We start from the raw sequence: 11,842 nt of genomic DNA, 5'->3' as shown, positions 1-11,842 counted from the left end.
AGCCCGAGGGCACACAGACTGCTCCGTCGAATCATTCGGCAGAGTATGACGGGTCGAATACTGGCCCACGAACACACAAAGGAAAACACAGCATGGCCACTGGCACTGTCAAATGGTTCAACTCCGACAAGGGCTACGGCTTCATCGCTCCCGATGACGGCTCCGCCGACCTGTTCGCGCACTTCAGCGCGATCGCAGGCAGCGGACACCGCAACCTCGAGGAAGCGCAGAAGGTCGAGTTCGACACGGAGCAGGGCCCCAAGGGCCCCCAGGCGACGAACATCCGCGCCCTCTGATCTGATCCGAAAGGACCCGGTCGCGTCAAGCGACCGGGTCCTTTCGTGTATCCAGCCAGCCGAGACCGGCGTTGCGCCGCTCCTGTCAAGGCACTGCGCGATCCTCGCACGCAGCCGTAGCGTGTCCTCGACGAAGGAGGTGCGCGATGACGCACGAGCAGCGCGACGAAGTTGCTGAAGAGCCTCGCGAAGAGGTTCCCCCTGGCGGGGAAGGCGCTGACAGCGGCGCAGTGGACGCGGTCGGTGTCAGCGACGATCAGGTGGGCGAGGTCCCCGATCAGTCTCCGCAGAACGACATCCCCGGCGTCGGCACACGACGCTCCCGCCGATAGAGCGGTCAATTCCTGCGCAGGTCCTCGGCGAGCATCACGAGAATTCCGCTGGGTCCGCGCAGATACGTCAGCTTGTAGACGTCCTCGTAGGTCGCGACGCCGCGCAGCGGATGACACCCGTGCCGGGCCGCGATCTCGAGCGCAGCATCGATGTCATCGACCGAGAAGGCGACGCGATGCATGCCGATCTCATTCGGACGCGTCGGTTGGGTCTCGATCGCCTCAGGGTGGATGTATTCGAACAGTTCAACTCGACCGTTGCCGTCCGGGGTCTGCAGCACCGCGATCCGAGCATGATTGCCGTCGAGTCCGACTGCGGTGTCGGCCCACTGCCCGCTGATGGTGTCCGTCCCGAGGACGGAGAGCCCGAGATCGGTGAAGAACGCGACGGCCTCATCCAGATGGCGCACGGTGATGCCGACATTCTCCAGCGTGATGGCCATACGGAGGATGCTACCGGCCGGGATGCAGAAAATCCCCGCCGAAGCGGGGATTTCGTCACTGCTGGGGTACCTGGACTCGAACCAAGAATGGCGGTACCAGAAACCGCTGTGTTGCCAATTACACCATACCCCAAGGGCGAAACCTGAGCTTCGCACCGAGAGTCAAGCTTACCCGAGCGGCGGCCATAACGCCAAAACGAGGCCCGCAGGCGCCGCCCGGGCGCGTCGTCAGTCGGCCAGGACCTGCGACAGCCCGCGCAGGCGCGAGAGCGTCACATCCTTGCCGATCAGCTCCATCGACTCGAACAGCGGCGGCGACACACGGCGACCGGTGATCGCGACACGCGGCGGTCCGTACGCGACACGGGGCTTGAGTTCGAGGTCATCCACCAGCGCCTTGGCGAGAGCATCCTGAATCACCTGCGGGGTGAAGTCCGTGATCGGTTCGAGGGCGGTGACGCAGGCAGCCAGCACCTCGGCGGCGTTCGCAGGAAGCCCCTTCAATGCGTCGGCGTCGTACGAGACCTCGTCGGTGAACAGGAAGCCGAGCATGCCGGGCACGTCGCCCAGCAGCTGCACCCGCTCCTGCACCAGCGGAGCAGCACGGAATGCCAGCACGAGCTGCTCGTGCGTCGGCTCGTCGAACAGTCCGGCCGCGGCGAGGTAGGGCACGATCCGCTCGGCGAAGTCCTTCTCAGCCAGCATCCGGATGTGGTCGCCGTTGATCGACTCGGCCTTCTTCTGGTCGAAGCGCGCAGGGTTCGGGTTGACGTTCTCGATGTCGAACGCCGCGATGAACTCGTCCAGCGAGAACACGTCGCGGTCCGGTCCGATGGACCAGCCCAGCAGCGCCAGGTAATTCAGCAGACCCTCGTGGATGAAGCCGCGCTCGCGGTGCAGGAACAGGTCGGCCTGCGGGTCGCGCTTGGAGAGCTTCTTGTTGCCGGTCTCGCCCAGCACGAGCGGCATGTGGGCGAAGCGCGGGACGAATGTGGTGACGCCGGCATCGATGAGCGCCGCGTAGAGCGAGAGCTGTCGGGCGGTCGAGGGCATGAGGTCCTCGCCGCGCAGGACGTGCGTGATGCCCATCAGCGCGTCATCGACCGGGTTCACGAACGTGTAGAGCGGGACGCCGTTCGGCCGGACGACGACGAAGTCGGGGAACGAACCGGCGGGGAAGGTCACCTCGCCGCGGATGAGGTCGACGTAGGTGAGGTCCTCATCCGGCACACGCAGGCGCAGAGCAGGCTCGCGGCCTTCGGCCCGGAACGACGCCTTCTGCTCTTCGGTGAGCTCACGGTCGAAGTTGTCGTAGCCGAGCTGCTTCGCGCGTCCGTTCGCCTCGTTGCGCGCGTCGATCTCCTCCGCCGTCGAATAGCTCTCGTAGAGCGCGCCAGTGGCGAGCAGCTTGTCGATCACGCCGCGATAGATGTCGTGACGCTGGGACTGACGGTACGGCGCGTGCGGGCCGCCGGTCTCGACGCCCTCGTCCCAGTCGATCTTGAGCCAGGTCAGCGCGTCCACGAGCTGTCGGAAGCTCTCCTCGCTGTCGCGCGCCGCATCGGTGTCCTCGATGCGGAAGATCATCTTGCCGCCGTTGTGCCGGGCGTAGGCCCAGTTGTACAACGCCGTGCGCACCATGCCGACGTGCGGCAGGCCCGTCGGCGAAGGGCAGAAGCGGACACGGACGTCGGCACCACTGGCGGTCGTGGTGAGAGGATGCGGAGTAGCCATAGCCCTTTGATTCTACGGGGGTGCGGATGCCTCGCCAGGCGCGTTCGACGTGACCTCAGTCGCGGGCTCGACCCACCGCCATCACGGCGACGTGCTCGAGCGGGATCGCACCCCGCACGACGCGCCGCTCGCACACCGCGTCGAAGCCGCCGCGGAACCGCGCGCGATCGTCGGGAGCGAGGGCTGCGTAGAACGCCCCTGCCGATGCGACCCCGCCTTCGGCCGACGCCCACAGGACAGCGGGTTCGGCGTACCACGTCCAGGCGCGCTCGTCGAGCTTCACGTCCCGCCAACCGGCATCCGACAGCATGCCGGCGAAGCCGTCGGCCGTGCGTTCGAAGTCTTTCTCCGCAGGCAGACGTTCGCCGGCGGCTGGGGTGATGTCGGCGCTCTCGCAGACTTCGAGCCAGAACCACGACGGCGATCTGCTCCAGATCGTCGCCGCCAGCACGTCGGCGCTCACCCGCGCCATCTCGCTCGCGGACGCCCGCGGATCCTGGACGTGGTTCAGCACGAAGTTCGCGGTGACGGCGTCGAAGGCGGCATCGCCGAGCCGCAGGTCCGGCAGAGCGCCGTCCCGCATCGGGATGCGGGGGTGGTCGCGCTGCGCGACATCACGCATCGACGGCTCCGGTTCGCAGCCGGTGGCATCCCAACCGGCCTGGGCGAGACGTGCGGCGAGGGCGCCGGTGCCTGCCCCCACGTCGAGGACAGAGCGCCCCCGCGGCGGGCCGAGACCGACGATCAGCGCTTCCGCGGTACCGAGGCACAGCTGCGCGTACGACGCGGCGAACGCCTCCCCCGTGCCGGCCCAGTCCTTCATCGCAGGATGTCCGCCTGCGGCATCCGTCCGCGCGGTGCCAGCGCCGTGATCGCGATGACGAGCGCGAACGCCGCAACGCCGAGTCCCGAGTACTGGAAGTTCGACAGCACGATTCCCGCGAGCACGGCGCCCGCGGCGGCCGACAGGCTCATCAGGGAATCGCTTCGCCCCTGCCGGCGCGTGCGCAGCTCGGGTGCTGACGCCTCGGTGAGAAGGGCCGCGCCGGCGACGGTCGCGGCGCTCCAGCCGAGCCCCAGCAGGATCAGGGCGGTCATGACTCCCCACGCCTGATCGTTCGCGAAGATCGCGAACAGGAGGGATGCAGCGAGCAGCGCCTGACCGAGAAGCACGACGCGAAGCCTGCCCCAGCGGTCGGCGAGGATACCGAACACCGGCGACAGGGCGTACATCCCGGCGACATGCAGAGCGATCGTCACTCCGACGAGCAGCGAGACGTCAGCAGTCGTCGCGTGTCCGCCATGCGACGCGTGCGCCATGTGCGACAGATGGATCGGCGTCATCGCCATGACCGACGCCATGACGACGTGCGATCCGGCGACCGCGAACATCGCGTAGCGCGCGACCGTGGGCCGGTCGACGATCCGAGCCGCGGATGCGGTCGCCGCGGCATCCATCGTCAGTCGCTGTGCGGAAAGCAGCGGATCCGGGCGCAGAGCGACGAGGTAGAGCACGAACGCGGCTGATTGAGCCACCAGCGAGAACAGGTACGAACCGGTCTGCGGCGGCATGCCGACGGCCTGGCCCACGATCTCTCCGGGCCCCAGCAGCAGCGGCCCCGCGACGCCGCCGACGGTCGTCGCCCACACCACGATCGACAGATCCCTGCCACGGTGCTGCGGAGCGGCCAAGTCGGTCGCAGCGAAGCGGGACTGCAGATTCCCGGCGTTGCCGGCACCGATCAACAGGATGCCGACCAGCAGCAGCGGGAATATCCGCAGGGCCGCCGCGAGGATCACGATGGCGATGCCGACCAGGGCGAAGAGATTCCCGAGGGTCAGCGCACGACGCCGCCCGACACGGCTGGCAAGACGCGCGAGCGGGATCGCGCACAGCGCCGCACCCAGGGTGACGGCGGCCGTCGCGAGACCGGACAGAGCGTCATCGCCCGAGAGATCAGCGGCGAGCAGAGCACCCAGCGAGACGGTGGCGCCGAAGGCGATGCCGCCGAGCACCTGCCCGAACGACAGGATGAGCACCGTGCGGCGCTGGACGACCGCCTGCTCGGCCGCCGTCAGAAGAGTCATGCCACAGGTGACGCGTCGCGCGCCTGGTTGCGCAGCACGCCGATGCCCGAGACCTCGACCTCGACCGTGTCGCCGGCAGAGAAGGGCCCGACACCCGCCGGGGTGCCGGTGAGGATGACATCGCCCGGGAGCAGCGTGAACACCGCGGAGGCGTACGCGATGATGTCGGCGACCGAGTGGATCATGTCCGTCAGCGGCGCCTGCTGGCGCACCTCTCCGTTGACGCGGGTCTCGATGGTTGCGGCATCCGCATCGAACTCGGTCTCGATCACGGGACCGAGCGGGCAGAAGGTGTCGAAACCCTTGCCGCGGGTCCACTGGCCGTCCCGGCGCTGCAGATCACGTGCCGTGACGTCGTTGGCGACCGTGTAGCCGAAGACGTACTCGTGCGCGCGATCGGCCGGCACGTTCTTCGCGATCCGTCCGATCACGACGGCGAGTTCGCCCTCGAAGTCGGTCTGCTCGGAAAGAGCCGTCGGGCGGAAGATCGTGTCCCCCGGCCCGATCACCGACGTGTTCGGTTTGAGGAACAGCAGCGGCTCCTCCGGAGCCTCGCCGCCCATCTCCTTCGCGTGGTCGTGGTAGTTCTTGCCCACGCAGACGACCTTCGAGCGCGGGATGACGGGCGCGAGGAGTGCCGCGTCCGCGAGCGGAACGCGATCCCCCGTGGTCTCATAACCGGCGAACATCGGGTCCCCCTCGAGGACGACGAGCTCGCCCTCGTCGAGGATCCCGTAGCGGATGGCGTCGTTGTGGCTGAACCGTGCGATCTTCACCCGACCAGCCTACGACCTCGCGCGCCTCAGGCGTCCAGACGCAGCAGCCAGCCGTGCTTGTCCTCGCGACGGCCGTACTGGATGTCGGTGAGCTCTTCGCGCAGCGACAGCGCGAGTTCGCCCAGCGGCTGGGCATCCTCGAAGTCCGCTGTGACCAGCGCGCCGATCGGCGTCACGACCGCGGCGGTGCCGCACGCGAACACTTCGACGATGTCGCCCGATGCGACGCCATCGCGCCACTCCTGCAGCGACACCGCGCGACGCTCGACCTTGTGGCCGCGGTCCTCGGCGAGCTGCAGGATCGAGTCGCGCGTGATCCCCTCGAGGATGCTGTCGGACTGCGGCGTCACGATCGTGCCGTCCTTGTGGACGAACACCACGTTCATGCCGCCGAGTTCTTCGACGTTGCCGTCCTGGTCGAGGAACACGACCTGGTCGCAGCCCTTCTCGTAGGCTTCGGCCTGCGGCAGAAGGCTGGAGGCGTAGTTGCCGCCGGTCTTGGCAGCGCCCGTTCCGCCCTTGCCGGCGCGGGCATACGTCTCGGACAGCCAGATGCGCACCGGCTTGACGCCGCCCTTGAAGTACGACCCGGCGGGGCTCGCGATCAGGTAGTAGGCCACCTTCTGGGCGGGACGCACACCGAGGAACGCCTCCTTCGCGAACTCGAAGGGCCGCAGGTACAGGCTCTGATCGGCGCCGGACGGCGTCCATGCCCCATCGACGGCGATGAGCTCGCGCAGCGACTGCAGGAAGTACTCGGTCGGAAGCTCCGGAAGCGCCATGCGACGGGCGCTGCGGCGCAGGCGCTCGGCGTTCTTCTCCGGACGGAACGTCCAGATCGAGCCGTCCGCGTGACGGTATGCCTTGATGCCCTCGAAGATCTCCTGGCCGTAGTGCAGCACGGCTGCCGCAGGGTCGAGCGGGATCGGCCCGTACGGCTGGACGCGCGGGCGGTGCCAGCCGCCCTTGGCCGACCAGCAGATGTCGACCATGTGGTCGGTGAAGACGGTGCCGAAGCCCGGCTCCTTGAGAAGCTCATCGCGCTGCGCTGCGGACTTCGCGGCGAGGTTGCGGGTCACGGAGAACTCGAGCGGAGCGAGTTCGGTGTCGGTCAGTGTCATGTTCACATCCTGCGTTCGATGCGGCGGGCGCTCGCGTGCACTCAGACTACGCCTGAAGCCGTGCGATGATCGCGTCGCCCGTCTGGCTGGTGGTGCGCGATCCGTCGCGCTGAGCGATGTCCTCTTCGACCGCGCGGCTGATGCGCGCGGCTTCGTCGCGCAGCCCGAGATGATCGAGCAGCAGCGCGACCGAGAGGATCGCTGCGGTGGGATCGGCCTTCTGCTGACCCGCGATGTCCGGTGCCGATCCGTGGACGGGCTCGAACATCGACGGGAAGTCCCCTCGGGGGTTGATGTTCCCCGAGGCGGCGAGGCCGATGCCACCGGTGACGGCGCCGGCCAGATCAGTGAGGATGTCGCCGAAGAGGTTGTCGGTGACGATCACGTCGAAGCGAGCCGGGTTCGTGACCAGGAAGATGGTGGCCGCGTCGACGTGCAGATAGTCTACGGCCACATCAGGGTGCTCCTGCGCCACCTCGTTCACGACGCGCTGCCAGATGCCGCCGGCGTGCACGAGCACGTTGGTCTTGTGCACGAGCGTGAGCCTTCTGCTCCGGCGCTCCGCCAGGTCGAACGCGTAGCGGACGACGCGCTCGACGCCGAATGCGGTGTTCACACTCGTCTCGTTCGCGATCTCGTGCGGCGTCCCCGTGCGGATGGAGCCGCCGTTGCCGACGTATGGCCCCTCCGTGCCTTCGCGCACGACGACGAAGTCGATCGCCCCCGGTTCGGCGAGCGGGCCCGCCGCTCCCGCGTACAGCTTCGACGGACGCAGGTTCACGTAGTGGTCCAGGGTGAAACGGAGTTTGAGCAGCAGCCCTCGCTCGATGTTGGCGTCCTTGAGGCGAGCGTCGCCCGGCTGGCCGCCCACGGCTCCGAGCAGGATGGCGTCGTGCGCGGCGATCGCTGCGAGATCGTCGTCGGTGAGCGTATCGCCGGTCGCGAGGTAGCGAGCCGCTCCGAGCGAGAAGCGGGTCTTGTCGAAGACGACATCGCTCGAGGCGGTGACGGCGTCCAGCACGCGCTCCGCCTCCGCGACCACCTCGGGACCGATGCCGTCACCGGGGATGACGGCCAGCTTCACGACACGCGACATGACACTCCTTGCATCGGGGAATGCTCCCAGCGTACTGGTCAGTGCCTGCGCGACGCGCGCAGTGTGACGGCCGCGATGACACCTGCCGCGACCACGAGACCCGCTCCGATCAGCGAGGTCACCGTCACACCGGAGCCGAACGCGGATGCCGCTGCATCCCACAGCGCGTCGCCGAGCTCCGCCGGAAGTCGATGGGCCTCGGTGTACGCTCCGGCGAGCGTCTCGCGGGCGGCATCCGCGGCGCCTGCAGGAATCCCGTCCGGGATCACCAGCGAACCACGATAGAACGCCGTGATCAGTCCACCGAGCACCGCTGTGCCGAGCACGGCACCGAGTTCGTACGCCGTCTCGGAGACCGCGCTGGCGGCGCCCGCCTTCTCGGCAGGTGCGCTGGAGAGGATCAGCTCGTTCGAGATCGTCTCGGCCGCACCGATGCCGACGCCGAGCACGATGAACGCGATCACCAGGGGAAGGACGCCGTGATCCTCCGTGCTGAACGCGACCATCAGGTAGCCGAGCACGGAGAAGACCAGCGCAGCGGGCACGACAACGTGCGGGGGCACGCGCCGCGAGACAGGCACCACGGTGAGACCGGCGACGATCATCGCGACCATGCCGGGCACCAGGGCGAAGCCGGCCTGCATCGGCGACAGTCCGAGGACCAGTTGCAGATGCTGCGACACGAAGTACAGGAACCCGACCAGTGCCACGACGCTGAGCAGATTCACCAGGATGGCGCCCGAGAACGAGCCGCGCCGGAACAGCTGCATGTCCAGCATCGGCGTCTGCGCACGCAACTGCCGCCGCACGAACAGCGCGCCCATAAGGATGCCGAGCGACGCCCAGGCGCCGGCACTCCACGTCGGACCGTCCACCGCGAGCGACTTGATCGCGTAGACGACAGGGATCATCGTCGCCATCGACAGCACGATGCTGATCGGGTCGATGCGTCCGGGGTTCGGATCACGGCTCTCCGGCACCAGCAACGGAGCGGCGATCAGCAGCGGGATGAGCACCGGGACCGCGATGAGGAACACAGAGCCCCACGCGAAGTGCTCGAGCAGGAAGCCGCCGACGATCGGGCCGAGGGCTGATCCGGCGGAGAAGGCGGACGCCCAGACGGCGATCGCGAAGCGCCGCTGGTCGCGGTTGCGGAAGATGGAACGCAGCAGGGACAGCGTCGAGGGCATCAGCATCGCGCCGAAGAACCCGAGCAGCGCCCTGGCCGCGATCAGTGCTCCCGCTGTCGGTGCGAAGGCGGCGAGCACCGAGACGGCGGCGAACCCTGTGGCCCCGATCAGCAGCGTCTTCCGGCGGCCGAAGCGGTCACCGAGGGTGCCCATCGTGACGAGCAGTCCGGCGAGCACGAGCGGATAGACGTCGATGATCCAGAGCTGCTCCGCACCGGTCGGCTCGAGCGCGATGGCGATCTCGGGCAGCGCGAAGCTGAGCACCGTGTTGTCCACCGAGACCAGAAGCACCGGGAGCATGAGCACGATGAGCGCCCACCATCCGCGCGCACCGGCACGGGGTGCCTCCACTTCGGCTCCCGTCGTCTGGATCGACGCGGTCATCTTCCACCTCTGCACTCTCCACGACGGTTACTTTACCGTCCGGCTGGTATAGTAACAGAGTTCGAGCTGATCACATCCTGAGCAGAGGTGCCTGATGCCCCGCCCACCCCTCGCGCGCGAGCGCGTCCTCGACGCCTTCGAGGCGATTCTCATCGAGGACGGTGAGCGCACGGCGACCCTTGAGGCGACAGCCAAGGCCGCCGGCGTATCCAAAGGCGGGCTGCTCTATCACTTCGGGTCGAAGGAGGACCTGGCCGCCGGCCTTCTCGAACGCCTCATGCGACTGACGGACGTGGATCTGGTGCGCATGGCCGATGCGCCTGAAGGACCGGTCGCGTACTACATCCGCACCTCCGTCATGGAGGACGACGCGTTGGATCGCGCGCTGATCGCGACGTCACGGCTCGCCCAGGGCGGTGATCCCGCGGCATCCGATGCCCTGCGAGAGGTACGGCGGCGGTGGGCCGAGACGATCCGGCCCCACGTCCGCGACGACGCAGCCCTCGACCTCGTGATGCTTGTGAGCGACGGGCTCTACTTCAACAATTCGCTCGACGTGCACGGCCCCGAGCGGCTGGTCCCCCACGGACCCGAACTACAGGCGCTGATCGACCTCGTGCTGCGCGCGGCCGGTTGACCCCTGCCTGGCAGGTCCCGGCGGGCACGTCGGAGCAGCCGGACCACGTCGTCACGAGGAACGAGGAACGAGGAACGAGGAACGAGGAACGAGGAACGGTATCGCACTCCCCCGCTCGCCCTATCAGTCCTCGGTGATCTCGATCTGGCGGATCACCGATGCATCGATGTCGGCACCGACCTCGGCCAGCAGCTCCTCCGGCACTCGCGAGTCCACCGTGAGGATCGACAGTGCCTGGCCGCCGGCTTCACGACGAGCGATCTGCATGCCTGCGATGTTGATGCCGGCCTCGCCGAACTTCTGGCCGTAGACCGCGACGATGCCGGGGCGGTCCGTGTAGAGCATCACGATGTGATGCTGCTCGAGCGGGACCTCGATGTCGTAGCCGTTCACGCCGACGATCTTCTGCACCATGCGGGTGCCCGCGAGCGTACCGGCGACGGTGAGCACCGTGCCGTCAGCGAGCGCGCCGCGCAGCGTCGTGAGGTTGCGGTACTCGGGGCTGTCCTTCTCGACGATCAGCCGAGCCTCGATGCCGCGCTGCTCGGCGAACAGCGGTGCGTTCACGTAGGAGACGTTCTCGCTGACCACGTTGGACAGGATGCCCTTGAGCGCCGCCAGCCGGTAGACGCTCACGTCGTAGTCGGCCAACTCGCCTCGGACCTCGATGTCGAGGCTGGTGAGCGCGGAGCCGGCCAGGCCGCTGAACACCTGACCGAGCTTCTCGACGAGGTCGATGCCTGGACGCACGAACGGGTCGATGACCCCGCCGGCGACGTTCACGGCATCCGGAACAAGGTCCCCTTCGAGGGCGAGCTTCACCGAACGGGCGACCGACACGCCCGCCTTCTCCTGCGCCTCATCGGTGGAAGCCCCGAGGTGCGGCGTCACGACGACGTTGGGCAGGTCCAGCAGTGCGCGGGCAGAGCCGCCCTCGGTCGGCGGCTCTGAGGTGAAGACGTCGAGTCCGGCGCCGGCGATCTCGCCGGCGACGAGCGCTGCGTGCAGCGCCTCCTCGTCGATCAGACCGCCGCGGGCGACGTTGATCACGTAGCCGGTCTTCTTCATCGCCGCGAACTGCTCGGCACCGATCATGCCGGTCGTCTCCGGCGTCTTGGGCATGTGGATCGTGATGAAGTCGCTCTCCGCGACGAGCTCATCCAGACTGCGCAGCTCGACGCCGAGCTGCTGGGCGCGGGCGCTGGTCACGTACGGATCGAACGCGACGACCTTCATGCCGAAGCCCTGCATGCGCGCGGCGACGAGCGCGCCGATGCGGCCGAGACCGATGATGCCGAGCGTCTTCTCGAACAGCTCGGTGCCGGTGTACGCGCTGCGCTTCCACTCGCCAGCGGCCAGCGAGGCGTTCGCCGCCGGCACGTGGCGGGCGAGGCTCATGATGTGCGTGCAGGTCAGCTCAGCGGCCGAGATGATGTTGGAAGTGGGCGCGTTGACGACCATGACGCCGGCAGCGGTCGCCGCCTTGATGTCGACGTTGTCCAGTCCGACGCCGGCGCGCGCGATGACCTTCAGCTTGGGCGCGTGTCCCAGTGCCTCCTCGTCGACCCTGGTCGCAGAGCGGATCAGCACCGCATCCGCGTCAGCCAGCGCCGAGAACAGTGCCTCCCGATCCGTTCCGTCGACATTGCGGATGTCGAAGTCGGGGCCGAGGGCCTCGATCGTGGCGGGCGAGAGAACTTCGGCGATGAGCACGACGGGCTTCGGCACAGGTGGATCCTTCAGTG

12 protein-coding genes and 1 tRNA gene are annotated in these 11,842 nt (G+C 67.9%); 3 read left to right on the top strand and 10 right to left on the bottom strand.

Annotation, left to right across the window (positions count from 1 at the left end):
* Window positions 1-92: 92 nt before the first annotated feature.
* Both ACFCYE_RS07145 and ACFCYE_RS07140 read left to right on the top strand, forming a co-directional pair.
* A complete protein-coding gene (locus tag ACFCYE_RS07145; protein ID WP_264157619.1) occupies window positions 93-296 on the top strand; it encodes a cold-shock protein in 204 nt (67 codons plus the stop codon).
* A 146-nt stretch (window positions 297-442) separates the two neighbouring features.
* Window positions 443-628 (top strand): hypothetical protein, encoded by a 186-nt coding sequence (locus ACFCYE_RS07140; RefSeq protein ID WP_376177546.1) that lies wholly within the window; start codon window positions 443-445, stop codon window positions 626-628.
* Window positions 629-633: 5 nt separating this feature from the next.
* Here ACFCYE_RS07140 and ACFCYE_RS07135 read toward each other — a convergent pair whose 3' ends face one another.
* The 9 genes from ACFCYE_RS07135 to ACFCYE_RS07095 all read right to left on the bottom strand — a co-directional run bounded on the left by ACFCYE_RS07135 (window position 634) and on the right by ACFCYE_RS07095 (window position 9,460).
* Window positions 634-1,071 (bottom strand): VOC family protein, encoded by a 438-nt coding sequence (locus ACFCYE_RS07135; RefSeq protein ID WP_376177545.1) that lies wholly within the window; start codon window positions 1,069-1,071, stop codon window positions 634-636.
* 61 nt (window positions 1,072-1,132) lie between these two features.
* Window positions 1,133-1,204: transfer RNA gene (locus ACFCYE_RS07130), tRNA-Gln, on the bottom strand.
* Window positions 1,205-1,299: 95 nt separating this feature from the next.
* Window positions 1,300-2,805 (bottom strand): glutamate--tRNA ligase, encoded by a 1,506-nt coding sequence (gltX, locus tag ACFCYE_RS07125; RefSeq protein WP_376177543.1) that lies wholly within the window; start codon window positions 2,803-2,805, stop codon window positions 1,300-1,302.
* 55 nt (window positions 2,806-2,860) lie between these two features.
* Window positions 2,861-3,628, bottom strand: coding sequence for a class I SAM-dependent methyltransferase (locus ACFCYE_RS07120; protein ID WP_376177542.1), 768 nt, complete (start codon window positions 3,626-3,628; stop codon window positions 2,861-2,863).
* Window positions 3,625-4,893: an MFS transporter gene (locus ACFCYE_RS07115; RefSeq protein WP_376177540.1), complete on the bottom strand. Its 1,269-nt coding sequence runs from the start codon at window positions 4,891-4,893 to the stop codon at window positions 3,625-3,627. The genes ACFCYE_RS07120 and ACFCYE_RS07115 overlap by 4 nt, the downstream gene beginning before the upstream one ends.
* On the bottom strand, window positions 4,890-5,669 hold the full coding sequence (locus ACFCYE_RS07110) for a fumarylacetoacetate hydrolase family protein (RefSeq protein ID WP_376177538.1): 780 nt from the start codon (window positions 5,667-5,669) through the stop codon (window positions 4,890-4,892). The genes ACFCYE_RS07115 and ACFCYE_RS07110 overlap by 4 nt, the downstream gene beginning before the upstream one ends.
* 26 nt (window positions 5,670-5,695) lie before the next feature.
* On the bottom strand, window positions 5,696-6,790 hold the full coding sequence (locus ACFCYE_RS07105) for a branched-chain amino acid aminotransferase (RefSeq protein ID WP_376177536.1): 1,095 nt from the start codon (window positions 6,788-6,790) through the stop codon (window positions 5,696-5,698).
* A gap of 46 nt (window positions 6,791-6,836) precedes the next feature.
* The gene (locus tag ACFCYE_RS07100) at window positions 6,837-7,886 is read right to left on the bottom strand and encodes a 3-isopropylmalate dehydrogenase (RefSeq protein WP_376177535.1); all 1,050 of its coding nucleotides are present in this window, start codon (window positions 7,884-7,886) and stop codon (window positions 6,837-6,839) included.
* Window positions 7,887-7,924: 38 nt separating this feature from the next.
* Window positions 7,925-9,460, bottom strand: coding sequence for an MFS transporter (locus ACFCYE_RS07095; protein WP_376177534.1), 1,536 nt, complete (start codon window positions 9,458-9,460; stop codon window positions 7,925-7,927).
* 94 nt (window positions 9,461-9,554) lie between these two features.
* Between ACFCYE_RS07095 and ACFCYE_RS07090 the strand changes: the two genes are divergently transcribed.
* Complete coding sequence (locus ACFCYE_RS07090; RefSeq protein ID WP_376177533.1) at window positions 9,555-10,097, top strand: TetR/AcrR family transcriptional regulator; 543 nt, start codon at window positions 9,555-9,557, stop codon at window positions 10,095-10,097.
* Between the two features lie 123 nt (window positions 10,098-10,220).
* Here the strand turns inward: ACFCYE_RS07090 and serA are convergent, their stop codons facing one another.
* Window positions 10,221-11,825, bottom strand: coding sequence for a phosphoglycerate dehydrogenase (gene serA, locus ACFCYE_RS07085; protein ID WP_376177531.1), 1,605 nt, complete (start codon window positions 11,823-11,825; stop codon window positions 10,221-10,223).
* Window positions 11,826-11,842 lie beyond the last annotated feature (17 nt).

This window comes from Microbacterium sp. NPDC056234, assembly GCF_042267585.1.
GTDB lineage: Bacteria > Actinomycetota > Actinomycetes > Actinomycetales > Microbacteriaceae > Microbacterium.
Note: the sequence above shows the minus strand (reverse complement) of the source record. Positions and strands in the feature narration are given on the sequence as shown.

Excerpts from the sequence above, each read along its gene's own strand:
- ACFCYE_RS07145 (WP_264157619.1), top strand. The coding sequence starts at position 93 with ATGGCCACTGGCACTGTCAAATGGTTCAACTCCGACAAGGGCTACGGC.
- ACFCYE_RS07140 (WP_376177546.1), top strand. The coding sequence starts at position 443 with ATGACGCACGAGCAGCGCGACGAAGTTGCTGAAGAGCCTCGCGAAGAG.
- ACFCYE_RS07135 (WP_376177545.1), bottom strand. The coding sequence starts at position 1,071 with ATGGCCATCACGCTGGAGAATGTCGGCATCACCGTGCGCCATCTGGAT.
- gltX (WP_376177543.1), bottom strand. The coding sequence starts at position 2,805 with ATGGCTACTCCGCATCCTCTCACCACGACCGCCAGTGGTGCCGACGTC.
- ACFCYE_RS07120 (WP_376177542.1), bottom strand. The coding sequence starts at position 3,628 with ATGAAGGACTGGGCCGGCACGGGGGAGGCGTTCGCCGCGTCGTACGCG.
- ACFCYE_RS07115 (WP_376177540.1), bottom strand. The coding sequence starts at position 4,893 with ATGACTCTTCTGACGGCGGCCGAGCAGGCGGTCGTCCAGCGCCGCACG.
- ACFCYE_RS07105 (WP_376177536.1), bottom strand. The coding sequence starts at position 6,790 with ATGACACTGACCGACACCGAACTCGCTCCGCTCGAGTTCTCCGTGACC.
- ACFCYE_RS07100 (WP_376177535.1), bottom strand. The coding sequence starts at position 7,886 with ATGTCGCGTGTCGTGAAGCTGGCCGTCATCCCCGGTGACGGCATCGGT.
- ACFCYE_RS07095 (WP_376177534.1), bottom strand. The coding sequence starts at position 9,460 with ATGACCGCGTCGATCCAGACGACGGGAGCCGAAGTGGAGGCACCCCGT.
- ACFCYE_RS07090 (WP_376177533.1), top strand. The coding sequence starts at position 9,555 with ATGCCCCGCCCACCCCTCGCGCGCGAGCGCGTCCTCGACGCCTTCGAG.